14 protein-coding genes are annotated in these 15345 nt (G+C 70.6%); all 14 read right to left on the reverse strand.

Annotated elements, in window-relative coordinates:
- Positions 1 to 5 precede the first annotated feature (5 nt).
- Entirely contained in the window at positions 6 to 428 is a 423-nt protein-coding gene (locus tag ACZ6IM_RS37150) for a TadE family protein (RefSeq protein WP_398918108.1), read from the reverse strand.
- Positions 428 to 643, reverse strand: coding sequence for a hypothetical protein (locus ACZ6IM_RS37155; protein WP_210976154.1), 216 nt, complete (start codon positions 641 to 643; stop codon positions 428 to 430). Before ACZ6IM_RS37155 ends, ACZ6IM_RS37150 begins: the two co-directional genes overlap by 1 nt.
- A gap of 62 nt (positions 644 to 705) precedes the next feature.
- Positions 706 to 1593 (reverse strand): type II secretion system F family protein, encoded by an 888-nt coding sequence (locus ACZ6IM_RS37160; protein WP_398918110.1) that lies wholly within the window; start codon positions 1591 to 1593, stop codon positions 706 to 708.
- The gene (locus tag ACZ6IM_RS37165) at positions 1590 to 2543 is read right to left on the reverse strand and encodes a type II secretion system F family protein (RefSeq protein ID WP_398918112.1); all 954 of its coding nucleotides are present in this window, start codon (positions 2541 to 2543) and stop codon (positions 1590 to 1592) included. The genes ACZ6IM_RS37160 and ACZ6IM_RS37165 overlap by 4 nt, the downstream gene beginning before the upstream one ends.
- On the reverse strand, positions 2540 to 4030 hold the full coding sequence (locus tag ACZ6IM_RS37170) for a CpaF family protein (RefSeq protein ID WP_398918113.1): 1491 nt from the start codon (positions 4028 to 4030) through the stop codon (positions 2540 to 2542). The genes ACZ6IM_RS37165 and ACZ6IM_RS37170 overlap by 4 nt, the downstream gene beginning before the upstream one ends.
- The gene (locus ACZ6IM_RS37175) at positions 4020 to 4847 is read right to left on the reverse strand and encodes a hypothetical protein (protein ID WP_398918115.1); all 828 of its coding nucleotides are present in this window, start codon (positions 4845 to 4847) and stop codon (positions 4020 to 4022) included. Before ACZ6IM_RS37175 ends, ACZ6IM_RS37170 begins: the two co-directional genes overlap by 11 nt.
- Entirely contained in the window at positions 4847 to 5467 is a 621-nt protein-coding gene (locus ACZ6IM_RS37180) for an SAF domain-containing protein (protein ID WP_398918117.1), read from the reverse strand. The genes ACZ6IM_RS37175 and ACZ6IM_RS37180 overlap by 1 nt, the downstream gene beginning before the upstream one ends.
- 110 nt (positions 5468 to 5577) lie before the next feature.
- Positions 5578 to 6312 carry an ATP/GTP-binding protein gene (locus tag ACZ6IM_RS37185; RefSeq protein ID WP_398918118.1) on the reverse strand — a complete coding sequence of 245 codons (735 nt, stop codon included), beginning with the start codon at positions 6310 to 6312 and terminating at the stop codon, positions 5578 to 5580.
- Positions 6313 to 6416: 104 nt separating this feature from the next.
- Entirely contained in the window at positions 6417 to 6983 is a 567-nt protein-coding gene (locus ACZ6IM_RS37190; protein WP_398918120.1) for a hypothetical protein, read from the reverse strand.
- Positions 6984 to 7304: 321 nt separating this feature from the next.
- A complete protein-coding gene (locus tag ACZ6IM_RS37195) occupies positions 7305 to 8219 on the reverse strand; it encodes a replication-relaxation family protein (protein WP_398918122.1) in 915 nt (304 codons plus the stop codon).
- On the reverse strand, positions 8216 to 10831 hold the full coding sequence (locus ACZ6IM_RS37200; protein ID WP_398918124.1) for an ATP/GTP-binding protein: 2616 nt from the start codon (positions 10829 to 10831) through the stop codon (positions 8216 to 8218). The genes ACZ6IM_RS37195 and ACZ6IM_RS37200 overlap by 4 nt, the downstream gene beginning before the upstream one ends.
- Positions 10807 to 11466, reverse strand: a complete 660-nt coding sequence (locus ACZ6IM_RS37205; RefSeq protein WP_398918126.1) for a hypothetical protein — start codon at positions 11464 to 11466, stop codon at positions 10807 to 10809. The genes ACZ6IM_RS37200 and ACZ6IM_RS37205 overlap by 25 nt, the downstream gene beginning before the upstream one ends.
- Positions 11463 to 12572, reverse strand: coding sequence for a C40 family peptidase (locus tag ACZ6IM_RS37210; RefSeq protein ID WP_469563018.1), 1110 nt, complete (start codon positions 12570 to 12572; stop codon positions 11463 to 11465). The genes ACZ6IM_RS37205 and ACZ6IM_RS37210 overlap by 4 nt, the downstream gene beginning before the upstream one ends.
- Positions 12573 to 12613: 41 nt before the next feature.
- Positions 12614 to 15343, reverse strand: coding sequence for a hypothetical protein (locus ACZ6IM_RS37215; RefSeq protein ID WP_398918129.1), 2730 nt, complete (start codon positions 15341 to 15343; stop codon positions 12614 to 12616).
- Positions 15344 to 15345 lie beyond the last annotated feature (2 nt).

Genomic DNA, 15345 nt, shown 5'->3' on the forward strand with positions numbered 1-15345 from the left:
CGATCTCATGGACCGGGCACCCACCTCTCAACCGGCCCGGAAGCGGACTGCGTGATGGTCAGCCCCGGGACACCGGGCAAAAGTGACTGAGCGACCCCGCGGACCTGCACACGTACGCGTTCGCCGTCGCTGCCGGCGCGCACGCTGGTGGAGCGCAGGCTGTCTCCGGCGGTGCGGTCCAGGACCTGGCGGGCGCGGGCGGTGCCGTCGGCGGGCCCGGCCTGGTAGGCGCGGGCAGCGGTGACGCCTTCCCGGGCGGCGGTCAGGGCGACCTGCCGGGCGTAGTACCACATGGAGGCCTGGATGACGGCGATCGCGGCGAGCAGCACGAACGGGTAGACGATGGCCATCTGGATCGACGCGTCCCCGCGGTCGTCAGACCGTCTGCGCCTGCGCCACCAGTACGTCAGGCGGCTGCTGGCCGGCATCAGATGCCGCTCAGGTTTCCGTTGTACTTGGCGATGACCGCAGCGATCGTCCCGGCGATCACCAGGGCGCCGGTGACCGCGGCGACCCAGATGATGACGGTCGTGATGCTGATGTCCCCACGGTCCGGGCGCCGCTGCAACTCGGCGAGGCGTTCTTCCAGCCGCGTGGACACAGCGAGCACGGCACGGCAGACGCGGGCGGCGGTGTACGTCACGAGATTCTCCTTGTCGGTCAGCAAGGTGGTTCCGGGGGCGTGCCGTCACGGCCGGCCCGGGTTCAGACGGTGAGCATGCGGATCACCGCGGGGAAGGCCATCAGGAGCATGACCAGCACCGCCAGCAGGGCGCCGGGAGCGGTCATCTTCTCGCTGGCGGCGTTCGCCTCCGCGGCCTGGCCGGCGAGCAGTTCGGCGCTGAGCGCGGCGGTCCGTGCCCGCAGTGCCTTGTAGACGGCGGCGCCGTCGGTGGCGGAGCCGCGCATGATGTCGGCGACGTCATCCAGAGCGGGCAATTCATACTGGGCGGCCAGCTCGCTCAGTGCTTGATAGGGCGGGATCTTCTCCAGCCGGGCCCGGCGCAGCGCACCCTGCAGATACAGGAAGGGCCATCCTCGGCCGACGGCGGCGGCCTTCTCCAGGGCTTCGGTGGGGCCGGCGTCCGCGGCCCGCTTGAGCGCGACCAGGTCCAGGTAGGCGACCAGGGCGTGGGCGAACTCCTCCCGCGCCCGCTTGGCCTGGTCGCGCACGGCCAGGTCAGGGATGAGGAACAGCAGCCCGGCGACGGCGAGTCCGGCGACGGCCGGCACGTAGAAGGGCAGCGAGATGCCCGCCACGATCCACGGGATGGTGACCAGCACGGGGCACAGCAGCCCGAGTGCAGCGAGCGCGGTCTTCTTCAGCATGAACTGGCCGGGGCCCTGGCCGAGCAGGGCCAGGTTGGTTGCGGGCACGCGCACGCCGGGCAGGCGCTCGAGGCGGGCCAGCAGCCACCGCCCCCACACCTCGTCCCGGTCCAGGTCCCGCTCGGCGGACACGGGCAGGCTGCCGGGGGCCGTGCGCTGCAGGGCCGGCGCCAGAGCGGGCTGCGGGCGCAGCATCTCCCGCACCAGCACAGCGACCCCGGCGCCGACCGTCCCGCCGGACAGCACGATGGGCAGAAGGTTCACGTGCTCACTCCTTCGTGCGCGCGTTCAACGGCTGGTGCATCGAGATCGGTGGTGGTCGGGGCGGGTAGCCGTACGGTGCTGGCCGCATCGGTGACCAGGAACCGTGGGATGCGGCGGAAAGCGCCGAGCTGCCGCATCAGCGCCAGCGTGGCGACGAACCCGGCCGTGAGGAACGCGAGGACCAGCTGGCCCAGGAGCGTGGAGTACGGGGCGGTGTAGGAGGGGACGAAGAAGCCGACCATCACGATGCCCACGGTGATGAGGGTCATCCACCGCACCGTGGTCCGCGGCTTGGCACGGTCCGCCTCGATGCTCCGCTTCTTGGCGACCTCGTCGCGGACGCTGCCTGCCAGGTCCTCCAGTGCCTGGGCCAGGCCCGGCCCCCGGTCGCCCGCCGACAGGATCAGCGCGGCCACCACCTTGTCGCCGGTGACGTCGCCGAGCTCGTCCCCGAAAGCGCGCAGGGCGTCCTCGGGACGCCAGCCCAGCCGCAACCGGTCGGACAGATTCACGATCTGGGCCGCGAGTTCGTCCGGCGCGCCCTGACGACTGGCGATCATCGCCTGCTCCAGGCCCATACCCAGACGCAGCAGACCGGCCAGCCGCTGCGTCCACTCGCTGAGCGCCTCGAGCTGGCCGATGCGTTCCGCCGCGATCTGCCCAGGGGTGACCAGCCACGGCACACCGATGACCGCAGCCCCCAGCAGGATGCCCGCGACGAAGTTCCCCGAGCCCAGCCACACCGCGGCGAACACGACGGCCGCGGCGACGAACAGGGCCCGCCGACGCATCCGGACGTCTTCCGTCTGATCCGCGGGGCCGCGCCGGGCCAGCATCCGCTGCCACCACGGCGCCCGGCGCGGCGCCGCCGTTCCCACGATCCCGGCGACGACACCGACCAGCCCCCCGACGACGGCCATCCCGCTCAACAGCCCCCACAGCAGGATCACTGGACGCCTCCGACCTTCAGGGGCAGCGGCTCCGGCCAGGCCCCGTAGGGCTGTTGCAGCAGGCTGGCATCGAATCCGACCCGGCGCAGATCGTCGATGCAGCCCGGGTCCATCCGCGGCACCGCCCGCAGCTCGCCGAACTCCAGGCCGGGGGAGAAGACCTCGTTGGTGGCCGGCCGGCCTGACTCACCGATGCCGGTCAGCTCCAGGACGTGGGAAACGTAGCGGTGGCGGCGCCCGCCGATCTGCGTCTCGTCCGTCATGTCGACATACACGATGAAGTCCAGCCCATTGGCGGTCTGCCGGTAGGCAAGCTGCTCGGACAGATTGCCCTGCGCCAGCGCGTACAGCTCCGCGATCCGGTCGAAAATAATGTCCGGGCGCCGGGCGTGGATCGTGCACAGGTTCCCGCCGGCCCCGTTGGTCAGCGCCTGCATCATCGCCACGACCTCCGGGCCGCGGACCTCACCGACCACGATCCGCTCCAGCGACATCCGCAGCGCCGGATGCATCAGATCCAGCAGCGTCACCTCGCCGGCACCGCGCCCAGACGCATCTTTCTCCCCGTTGGACTCCCGGCCGATCAGGGAGACGACCTGACGGTGGTAGCCGCCTGCGTGGGCGAACAGCTCGTCCTCGGTCTGGATCGTCGCGAACCGCGTCTCCGGGGCGAACTCCTTGAGCATCGCCCGCAGCAGCGTCGTCTTCCCCGCCTTCTGCTTCCCCGCGATCATGATGTTCTTCTCCGCACGCACACACGCACCCAAAAACTCGCGCAGGACGGGGTCGATCGTGCCCAAGGCCACGAGGCCGTCCAGGTCGGCGTGGGAGACGCGGTGCCGGCGGATGACCGCATACGTCATCGGCCCCAGCCCTGTGATGGCCTGCAGACGGGACCCGTCCGGCAACGACAGCGCCAGCGTCGGGTTGGCGGTGGAGACGGTCCGCTCCTGGTGCCCGGACCCCCGAGCCAGTTCCCGCAGCAGTTCGAGAAGTTCTTCTTCGGAGTCCGCGATAGGCCCGACCATGCGGCGCTCCCCATCGCCGTAGTCCAGCCACACCTCGCCCGGGCCCTGAATGATGATGTCCTCGACCCGCTCATCGTCCAGATACGGCTGCAGCCGCCCCGCCCGGTACAGCAGGTCATAGACGGCCCGCCGCAGCGCCTCGTCCTCCCGGGGGCTCATCGCGGCGGCATCCGACCACACCGCGACAGCCTCGGTGATCCAGTCCAGGCAGCGCTGCTCCTCGCTGGCCCGGTCCATGTCCGGCGCCGTCTTCAGCAGCTCCTCACGCTGCTTGGCGACCTGCGAGGCGATGTGCCGGGCGACCTTGTAGTCCACCGTGACCTGAGGCGCCGCACCGAGAACCCCAGTGCTCGCGGCAGTCCCGGCCGCAGTGCCCTCCGCCTGCCGGCTTGAGGGCTTGGGAGGCCGGCCGGGCGGCGGCACCACGGTCGGATCGGCGTGCAGAGGCCTACCGCGCATGGGTCACCTCCGCGCCCCTCACCGGGGCGCTGGGTGGGCCAAGACGGGCACGTCGGGCGGCCGCCCGCTGCACCAGCAGGGTGCTCGTCGTGCGGGCAGCCTTCATCAGCGCAGACTTGGTGAAGTGGCGCGGCTGATCGGCCCCGTCGGACAGCACGCGGGCCTCCTTCGGCGCATACGGCAAGGTCGCTACCACCGGGACCTGCAGCACCCGCTGCACTTCACCCGCGGGGTACGGCCCCTCATCAACCACGATCAGACCGACGTCACCGACACGCTCTGCCAGCGCGCTCACCCGGCTCTGAGCGGCCTGCAAGCAGCGCAGCGTGTTGCGGACCACGACCAGCACGGTGTCGGCCTGATCGGCCAGGACACAGGACGGGCCGAACGCCCCGCGCCGCCCCAGATCGACCAGGACGTCGTGTCCGTGGTCGGCGTCGATACCGCGGAACATCGTCGCAAGGCCCTTCCACACCGAGTTCAGACTCGCCGCCTGCCCGGGATCGGTGATTCCGGGCAGCAGCAACCGGTCGCGTGGCGACTCAGCCTTGCCCTCCTCGCTGCTCAGGTCGATCAGCTGCCGCCAGAACGCCTCACCGAACTCGCCCTTGCGGGCCGCCACGGAGAGATTCCGCAACCCGTGCCGGTCCCCGAGCGTGCCCTGCAGCAGACCATGCAGGACCGCGCCGCCATCCGGATCACACTCGGCCAGGATCATCCGACGCCCGGGTTCCACAGGCCAGGACAGCAGCAGAGCGAGAGCACTGGTCGTCACCCCCGGAGCGCCGCTGCACCCGGCCAGCGCGATCACGGCCATCAGCTGTTCTCCGGGGCGTCGAGGACCAGGCGCAGCTCGTCGGCCGACATCCACGCGGCGGCGGTGGGACCGTCGTCCGCGGCCGTGGCCACGTCGACGACCACTACACCGGTACCAGGGGCCGCCTGCGACGCCTTCACCACCCGTCCGGCGATGCTCTGCGGACCGTCCCTGCCTGGCTCCTTGCCGGGACCGGCCGCTCCCTGGGCCGGCACGTGCACCAGCTGGACCTTCTGCCCCGGCACCAGCGCGGTGGCCGGGACCTGCTCGGGCTTGAGGCCGATCGGGACCAACTGTTCACCGGCCTTCACAAGGGAGTCCTTCGTGACCTGTGACGGACTCAGCAGCGAGCCAGGCTTCAGCTCGACTGCCGCCCGCTTGCCCACCACCGAATCCACCTTGTCGACGCGCACCGCCTTCACCGCCGGGTCCAGCGCCACCGAGGCCTTCCCGAGATCCTGCTCGGTGAGAATCTGGCCGACCTGCACATCGCGCACCACCGTCACCACATCGGTGCGGTCCCCGACCTGAAGGAGGAGGACGGCGACACCAGCACCACCGGCCGCGATCAGTGCCAGCGACAGGGCGATCACTCCCGGCCGACGTCTGCGGGCGGACACCCGCGGAGGCGCAACGGGACCGGCGGCCTGAGCCTGTTGAGGGATTCCGCCAGAAGCTGGAGTACCAGCGCGTTCCTTGGTATTGCTCAACGTTCTGTCCTTTCGGCGGCTTACCTGACGACCTGCAACTCGCCCACGGCCACCTGCACGTCGGACTGACGGGTCTCGGTGAACTCTCCGGCCTCGCCGCCGCCTTGCCAGTCGACCGTCCATGTCGACGTCGCTGTGATCGTGAACTTGTTGGACTGGGCACCCGCAGAGGTCTTGGCGTAGATGTGCCCGCAGGTCGGCGACTGGGCCATGCCCTCGGAGGCCCGGTAGGGCGTACCGGGCCCGTTGCACGTCACGGTGGAGCCGTCCCCCATGTTCCAGGTGATCGAAGAGACCCGGGCTGTGGCGGTGACGGTGACGGCGTCGGCTGTCGCACTGGTCGTCTGAGGTCCGTACGTCGTTGGTGTCTGATCCACCAACATCCACATCGGCACCCCGACGGTGTAACGACCAGCAGCCCGCGGGCTGACGATGTCGGGGCCCAGCAGCTTCATCTTGCTCACCGCCTGCCGTGCTACGACCTCGGGGTCGACTGCGGGCGCGGCCGGAGCTTCATCCAGCACGACGCTCTGCGTCACCGGGGTGCCGCGGGGTCCGTTGAGGCAGGTTTGTTGGTACACGGCGCCGTCCTCGGGTGACTTGTCGCCCCAGAACATGCTGTCCGCGGGTGGTTGCGGCTCCATTCGCTCGCTCGTGCACACCGGTTTGGCCTGCTTCTTCTTGCCAGAGCCGGCCGGTTTGACCGCGGAGCCGGAAGCGGATGAGTCTTCGTCGGCCTCGCAGACCACCCACATACCGGCTCCGCTGCATTTGCCGCCTGTGGGCGGTCCGGCAGCGGCTGACGGAGGCAGCGTCAATGTCACGGCGGCCAGGACGGCGGAGCCGAAGAGAACGCGGCCTAGCAGCTGCGCTGCTGCGGCGTCACAGTGACGATCTTCCACTGCGCCCCCCACTTCTCCGCCTCAATTACCGTCACGTAACGGACAAGCCGGCTCGGTGGCATCTTCACGGGCGCGCGGGAATCGGCGTAGACGAACTTCCAGTCCGTGCTGTCCAAGCAGTCCGCCAGCTTGGCGTAAGGAACCTTCTTCTCCGGGACCAGCTCCTCCACCGTGACGTCGTGGGATGGCGCGCCGGTTGTCACGATGCCCTTGGACCGCAAGTCCTTGAGGTCGTTGCGCACGTTCGACAGCGCTTCTGCAGCGGCGTACTGGCCGAAGTCCGTGCCTGCCGTGTCTCCCTTGGAGTACGCCTTGACCTGCTCGTCCCAGAAGCTGCTGTAGGCGTCCAGGACAGCCGCCCTGGACGCCGCCTCCGGATCATTGGACTGGCTCGGTGCGGCAGTCGCTGTCGGGGTCGGCGCGGCACTTGAGGCCCCGTCGGTGGTCTTGCTCTTTCCGTCAGAGGTGCTGCACGCGGGCAGGGCAAGCGCAGCGACCAGCGCCATGGCCGTGCCGGAGAACATTCGCAAATGAGTACGGTCGTGAAGGATCCGATGTGCGCAACGTTTCACGATTGCCTCCCCGTGCGGCGCGGTGAACAGGATCGATGCCTGCGACGCCTGCGAACAGCAGGCCGGTTCCACAGCTCGGTCAAGCTGCGGTGATGCGTTTGCGTGATCGCTAGGTTACGCATATGCCGGTCAACTCCCAAGTCGGGAAAGTGAGTTCACTCGAACATCTTGGGTGGTATTCGGTCACTTCCGTAACCGATTGTCGACTTGTTGTCGTGTAGCTTCACTGCTCTCTTTGCGGGATGCACCTGCAACTTCACGGCGACGCTTGCCTCACAGTTCGGTCCACGACCGCGGCTGGCCGCCGTTCAACGGTGTCCAGACTTCGCCGGTAGGCCTGTGCAGCTCGAGGTCTTCCAGGACCGCGGCGCCGAGCGGTACCTGCCGGGCCAGTGCGGCGACGTGGGGGTGCTGCGCCACCATGGCCTGCAGGTCGCTGATCCGGTTTTTCAGGACGTACCGGGAGGCTCCGGTGAGCACGAACAGGACCCTCGGGTAGACCGGGTACCAGCGCAGCCAGACGGCGCCGGGGACGGCCGGTTGCCTGGAGCGCTGCCGGCCTGTCGGCTGGGAGTGGTGGGACCACAGCCGGGCGTACTCGATCAGTTTCGAGGCGAGGCGTTCGCTGCTCATGGTCGTGCGGTCGACTTCGACGAAGGCGCGGAGTTTCGTCCGCTGGTCGCCGGCGGTGAGGGTGTAGTGCATCAGCGCGTCGGTGATGACTTTCTCGCCGTCGCCGAGCGGGTGGGAGACCTCGGGTGTCCAGTCCAGGTGGCCGTGTTCGTCGCCGCGTTGGCGGGCATCGGCGACGAATGCCAGGTGGGTGCGTAGGACGGTCAGCGTGTGCGGGGTCTTCAGGGAGGCAGCGGTGGCTGAGGTGATCGGGTAGGGCGGCCGGCCTCTGAGTGCGGGGAGGTCCTTCACCAGCCGTGCCCCGTCACTTGTCAGGTACCAGGCGCGTGTTCGGTTGGAGTGGGGGAGCACGGTGTAGTCGACGAGTCCTTTGCGGCGCAGCGTGTTCAGTGGGGTGGAGACGCTCTGGCGTGCTGTGTGGGGCCGCAGGAGGTCGTGGAGCTGGGCGGTGGTGGCCATGCGGTGCTGGCCGAGTGCGGCCAGGAGCTGGTGGGGCAGCGGTTCGGCCGGGCTGGGGGTGTGGGCGGCCGGCGGGGTGTCGGTGTGCGTGGTCACTTGTAGTGCTGCTCCTTCGAGGCGGGTGGGGTGGTGTGGGCGAGTTGGGTGAGGAAGCCGATCACGCGGCCGAGTTGGTCGGTGGCGTGGGTGGTGAGCTGGTCCAGGGGTGCTGCTCCGGCGATGGTGCGGGCTGCGTGCTCGAGTGCTGCTGTGTTGCGGGGGCGGGCGTAGTGGGCGAAGACGTCGTCGAGGTACGGGCCGGTGATCTTGAGGGGGCCGACGCGGCGTCCTCGGACGGTCAGCGACAGGTAGTGCTCGTAGCGGTCCAGGGCGGCGACGAGGTCGGTGCCGGGCTGGTCGCCCCACTCGGCGGTGATGGGGGTGATGGCGGACTGTGAGCCGGCTGTCGAGGCCAGGGTGGAGGCGTTCTGCACCAGGGACAGCCGTACCGGGGTGGGCAGGCGTGCCAGGAGCTGGGTCATGCCGTGGACGTGGACGCGGTATTTGCGGAAGTCCTCGAACATGGCGGCGATCGTCTCGGGGGCGGCGCCGGTGAGGGTGATGAGTTCGTCGAAGTAGGGGCGGAACGGCACCCGTCGGGTCTCGGGGATGTCGCGGCGGGAGCGGACGGCGCGCAGGAGATCGCGGGCGAGGAGCGCGGTGGTCAGCCGGTCGGTGGGGCCGTTGCCGCCCGGGCACACCCACACGATCATCCGGGAGTCCATCGCGGCGCGGATGTTGTAGCGGCCGGTCGGCTGGCCGAGGAAGGCGCGGGTGACGGGGTTGGCGGCGAGGCGGGCGATCGGGTTGAGGACGACGGCGAACGCGTCGGCGGGCAGCGTGGGGAACACTGCCTGCCACCAGGAGCGGGTCTCCTCATCCAGTCGGCCCTCCACGCCGGCGAGGGCTGCTGCGCGGAAGGCGGGGTCGGTGAGCAAGGCCCGCACGTGGAAGATCGTGGCCTGGTCTTCGGGGCGTCCGGCTCTGCAGGCGGCTTCGTTGACGGCCACCAGCACGGTCAGGGCGGCGGTGAGGATGGTCAGGGCGCGGGGTGCGGTGGCGTCCTCCCAGCCGAGTGCGGAGGCGAAGGCGTCGGCGGTGGCCTCGACGACCTCGTGTGCCACCTGGTGCTGGTGCATGCCGAGCGGATTCCACGAACTGACCTGCGGTCGGGGCCCGTGGGCGCCGAGGTCGATGAGGGCGATCCGGTCCATCAGCGTGTCGTGGGCGAGGAAGGGAAGGGCGCGGGGCCAGGAGTCGCGGTGCGGGTCGACGAACATCAGCCCGCCGCCCGCGTGGGCCCAGCCGATGGCCTGGGCGAGGGCCCGTTCGGTTTTGCCGCCGCCGGCTTTGCCGACGCCGACTTCGAACAGTGTTTCCTGCGCGTAGCTGGCGATCAGTCGCCGGCGTCCGTCGGGCCCTTGGTAGATGCCCTGCAGCAGCAGTTCGGGGTTGTTGAACTCGAAGGTCGGCAGGTCCGAGGCGAGCAGCGGGAGCCGGCAGTGCATCGTGGGCGGCTTGAGGAGACCGGTCAGTTCCTCCAGGCGCACCCAGTTCGGCCTAGGTGGCTGGCAGTGCCCCAGCGACCAGCGGCGCTCGAAGCCGCGGCGGCTGGGCCAGCGGTCCGCGCCGATGCGCCACGGGCCGAGGTTCCAGCCGCGCATCGCCCACCGTGAGCCGCCGCCGAACACGTCGAGGGCGGCCTGCAGTTGCCCGAGGCGGGCTTCGGCCCGGCCTTCAATGTTCGATGCGCACATCACCAGGAGCTGGACGCGTACCAGGTGGTCGTCGTCGGCGAGTTTGCCCAGTGCTTCGGCCGGCTCCACCCGGCGCGGCACCGGAGGCATCACCAGACGGCGCCCGGCCCCGCCTGCGCCTTGTTTTCCGCTGACCAGCTGCTGCAGGTGCCAGCCCAGTGAGTCCTCGATGCCGGTGGCGTCCTGGCGCACCCAGCGGGCCGCTCGCTGGGTCTCGCGCCGCTCTCTGCGGCGGGCGTCCGACATCAGCTGTACCCGTCGGGCCCGCAGTGTCCATTTGGGGGCCCGCTGTATGTCGAGCCGGATCTCCGCGAGGTCGCCCAGCTCGGCCCGCAGGTCGCAGACGGCGTCGATCAGGGGCTGCAGCGGATCGGGGTCCAGTGGGACGTCCCGCAGCGGGGCCGTGGGCTTGCCGCGCAGGATGAACTCCGCCCGCACGATGTGCCGGCGCGGCCTGTCGGCGATCGGCCGGCCCCGGTTCACGGTGACCGCAGGGCCGAACGGAGTGATGGACAGCAGCCGTTCACCTCCGGCCGGGCCTTCGATCCGGTAGCGCAACGGGCTGGAGCCGTCGGCGCGAAGCCGGATCTGCACGCTCTTGGTCCGCCTGGGCGCCCACCACGGCATGGACGTGGAGGCGCGGGCGAGCTGGACTCCGCGGCGGAAGATCTCCTCCAGGCCGGGGTCGAAGTGCCGGGCTGCGACGAGTTCCAGGGCCATCCGCTGGGCCGAGGCCTGCCGCGCCAGGTGGCGCACGGCCCCCTCGCCCGCGGCCCAGCACGCGGCGACGAACAGGGCGAGGAGATACCAGTGGGCGGACAGCCAGTGCGCGGCCTCGACCAGGTCGGACAGCAGACCCAGGACGCGACCCGTAGGTGCGGTACTGGTCAGGGGCGGGGCTGGGGCGTCCACGCGGAGTCCTTCCTGCTCGTGGAGGGGGTGCGGAAGAAGTACAGATCGGTGATGCGGCCGTCGGTGTAGGTGCCGCCGCGGTCGGTGCCCGCCCACACCAGGTGCACCACCGCCCGGTCGGGCGAGCCGTCCTGGCGGGCGATGGCGGCCTGGATACGGAAGCGAGCGGTGGCGAACGCCGGCGCAATCGCCTCCTGCCGCGCGAAGTAGGCGGGCCACCGGTGGCGGCCCACACCGGTCGCGTCAGCTCGCAGCAGCGCGCGGCCGGCCGTGAGCAGCTGCTGTTCGTCGACGGTGTCGAGGTCAGCGGGCCAAGCGGCGTCCAGGGCTTGCTGGATGGCCCGGTCCCCCGCGTGCCCTTCGCCGTGCGGCGGTAGCACCGGCGTGGACACCGACGGCGAAGGCGCCGGGGCCGAGGCGTCTGCAGTGGTCGTGGTCTCGGGCGTGCTCCTGGTGGCGGGCGACGCGCTCGAGAAAGACGGAACCGAGCGGCCCGAAGGGAGGCGTGCCGGGGGGCCGGCGGACAGACCGGTGCCGGACTGGTTCGGCCTGATGAGCAGGAGCATCCCCACCACCGTGAGGATGACGGTGGCGGTCAGCAGCAGGCGCGGGGAGCGCGGAGAAGGTGTCGTCACAGCAGTCGGGCCCCTCCCGCATAGCCGGACATCGCGTCGACCGCGTCCAGGCGCACGACCGTCCCGGGGCGGGCGGCGTTGACCATCTGCCCTGAGCCGACGTAGATCCCGACGTGGTAAATCGTGGAGTCGCGGCCCGGGGCGTAGGCATAGAAGACGAGGTCACCAGGCTTGAGCGCGCGCGTTCCCGCACTGGCAGGGATCCGCTGACCGACGCCGGCCTGAGCGGCCGCGGTGCGTGGCAGACGGATCCCGGCCTGGGCGTACGCGTAGGTGGTCAGCCCCGAGCAGTCGAAGCCCCGGATGCTCGCACCGCTCTTGCCGCTGGGGGAACAGCAGACTCCGGTGCTGGGCCCCTTCGCGGTGCCGCCACCCCACGAGTACGGAACACCCCGCTGGGCAAGCGCCGCCTCGATGACGGTACGGACGCCCCCGGTGACGTTGTCCAGGGCCGGTCCCTTGGCGGCCGCGGTGTACTGGCTGATCCAGCCCTTCACGTTGGCGACGTACTCGCCTGACCGGTTGTACTGGAAGATCGCCGCCTCCAGCTGGGAATGCTTGGTCAGGTCGCGTCCCTTCCCGCACAGGTAGATCGCGGCACCGAGGGCGGCGTCGTCGGCGTTGTGCGGGTCGGCCGTCTTGTCCCCGCTGGCGTCTTTGCCGACGCCGTCCCAGGTGGAGGGCAGGAACTGGAAGGGGCCGACAGCGCGTTCGCCGGTGGCGGTGCCGTCCCAGCGGCCGCCGTCCGTGTCCGGGAAGACGGTGGTGTTCCCGCCCGCACCGGAGCCGTTGAGGAGCACCCCGTAGATCTTGGGCCGGATGTCCCCATTGCCGGCGACGCTGCGGCCGATGGCGTGGTTGGACTCGACCTTGGCGATCCCGGCAAGGATCGGCCAGCGCATCCCCCGGCAAGTCGGCATGTGCTTGCCGACTTGCTGGGCGGCCCTCTGGTAGGCGGCGAGCATCCGGGGCGGGATGTCGGCGACACTGCCGCCAACCGCGATCCCACCGCCATCGTCCCGGGCCCCGGTGGCCAGGGCAACGTACGCGCTGATCGCATTACTGACCGGCGCGGCACAGCACACGGCGGAGAACAGCAACAGCACCCCCACGCACCCCCACCGGGCCCTGCGGCGCCCAGTCGGCCTCACTCGTCCTCACCGTCCTCGTCACGCTGTTGCGCCCGCTGTCGGCGCAGCCGCTCGGCCTCGGGCTCGGTCCGGCGCATCAGCTCCTGCATACGAAGCCGCGCCTCGTCGCGTGCGGCGTGGCCCGCCCGGCTGCCCCCGGCAAGGACCGGCGGGGTCGCTGCGCCGTCAGCCGCAGCGGATAAGCCGCCGCCGGTCCTGTCCACTCGCGCCGTCGGCCCACCGGTTGCTGCCGCGTCGCTGCGTGCTGTGGGCGGTGCCGTACGGGCCGCCGGCCGGTGGGACGCGGTCGGGCGCTGCGCGGCAGCTGCGGGGGCGGCGGCCGGCAGACGACGACCAGTAAACGGGGCGGGCCCGCCGCGGTCGTCGGTGTTCTCCCGAAGGACGCGAGAGACATGACGGCCCGTGTCGGCCCAGGCCCGGCTGTCTTCTCGGACCGTGTTGCCCCACACCCGCACCTGCTGGCGGGCGTCCTGGGAGTAGCGCGAGCGGCCCTCTCGCAGGCGGCGGACGTTCTCTGGCAGACCGGCCGTTGCCCCGTAGGCGGTGCGGCCGCTGCGGTTCAGGATGCGGTAGCCCCGGAAGCGGACCAGCCGGTTGTGCGCGCGCGTCGACAGCAGGGTCCGGTCGCTGTTCTGGTCGTGCAGCACCTCGCCGGTGCGACGGTCGACGACCTGGCCGTCCTCGCCGCGGTAGCGGTCAGGCGGACCACCGGGACGACGCGGCCCTCCGCCGCTTGTCACGCCACCGGCTCCGTCGCCCGGCCCGCCGTGCGGGGCGCTCTCTTCCGGCCCGCCCTCAGCGGTGGGCTTACGCCACCGGGCCAGCTGCTCCCGGTCCGGTCGCCGGCCGATGAGCAGCCAGTGCGAGCCCTTGGCGCCGAGCCGTGCCCCTGCCCCGCCGACGGCGGCGGCCGCGGAGAGCGGGGCGAGGCCGCGCCCCGCTTCGGCGGTGGCGTCGGCGAGCATGCGCCCGGTGTCGACGGGCATGCCTGCGCCGTCGAACACAGAGATGAGGGCGCCCATCAGCCGCTGGCGGGTCCCGAGCATCCCGAACCGGCCACCCCCGCCGCCGGTGAACGCACGCAGCCCGCCGCCCAGAGCGCCCGGGGAGTTCATGGCCAGCGCCGCACCGAGTTCGGACGTGTCGCCGGGCATGTGAGTGCCGCCGACCTTGGCGTACCGCATCCGCATGGCCATGCGCCGGCCCAACGACGAGATCCCGGTCAGCAGCCTGCGGTGCCCGGCCGCGCCGGCGATGGCCAGCACGTCGATGAGCAGAATCCGCTCCACCATCAGGTCCGGGCCCTCGGTGATGGTGGCGTCAACGGCGATGCCGAAGAACGGGATGAATGCGCAGATGCCGACCAGGGCGAGCATGGCGATGCCCCACAGCGACAGCCACTTCCACACCGACTGGCGCGCGGGCCCGGGCAGCATGCCCGCAACGAAGGTGACACCGCCGACGGCTGCGGCGGCGGCACAGATGCCCTGCGTGCCCAGCAGGACGACCGCGCTGCTCAGCAGCATGCCGCAGATGAACAGCGCGGCGATCAGCAGCAGGACGGCGCCCCCGACTCGCCACCAGGTGGGCTTCTCGGCGTAGGCGGCGCACGCCTTGCCGACGTCGCCGGCCTTCTTCATGTCCTTCAGGAAGGTGTAGAACTCCCTGTCCTCTTCGGTGACGATCGCCTGGGAGGCGTCCAGCAGTGCACCGCCCGGGGTGAGCTCCGGCAGGTCGCCGTCGTCCCCGGAGGCGTCGTCGCCGCGCTCGCAGTACCTCTTCGCGTCGCCCTTGATCAGATCGCAGGGGTCCTTCTTGTTCTCCTTGTCTTCGTCCACCTTCTTGGCGCCGGCCTTGTACCCGCCGGTGATCCATTTCAGATGGACCGCATAGGCCTTGCGGTCCGAGTCTTTGGCAGGGTCGAGGATCCGCCCGTACTGGAGCAGCATGTAGGGCTTGACGATCAATGCGTTGGTGACCGAGTCCTGCAGCGGGCGGGCCACCTCTGCGGCGGTGGCGGGGCGCTCACCCTTCCGTTCCAGGCACTTGACCTCCCGCATGCCGGCCAGGTCGGCACACGGGCCCTTGCTGGCGAGCTTGCCGCCCCAGTCGTAGGCATTGACGCTCTGCTGGGCGACCTCGACAGCGACCTGCTGCGACTGCCCCAGCGGGCCGTCCTCGGCGAGTAGAGTGTCCGGGCGGACGAACGCGGAGGCCGCGAACCCTGCGATCAGCAGGGTCAGGAAGATCTCGCCCAGCCCGCGGCCCACCCGACCACGCACGATCATGAACCCGGCGAAGACGAACGCCCATGCCAGCAGCAGGCCCTTCAGCCCGAGCTGTTCGACGACCACATCGTTGTACGTGTCGGCGGCCTTCTGCGCCGGGCGCGTGAGGATCTTCAGCAGCGGGAACCGGAACGCCACCTCGATCGCCCACCCGGCGAGACCGACCAGCAGCCGGATCAGGGTGAACAGCCCCGACAGGGCGAACGCCAGGGCCTGGGTCTTGAAGGCGACGATGGAGCCGCCTTCGGCGTTCAGCTCGTACCCGTCGATCGGCACCCCCTCGGAGGAGGTGATGTTCAGCGGCGCCAGGAGGTCTCCGGTCTCGCTGTTGCTGCCGGCCGCGTACACGACCTGGCTGTTGACCATCACGAAAACGACGGCGAGCAGCACCGTGATGGCGGCGGAACGGAGCGTGCCGGGGCTGGGACGACGTGCCATGG

It is taken from the genome of Streptomyces sp. NPDC042336, assembly GCF_055581985.1.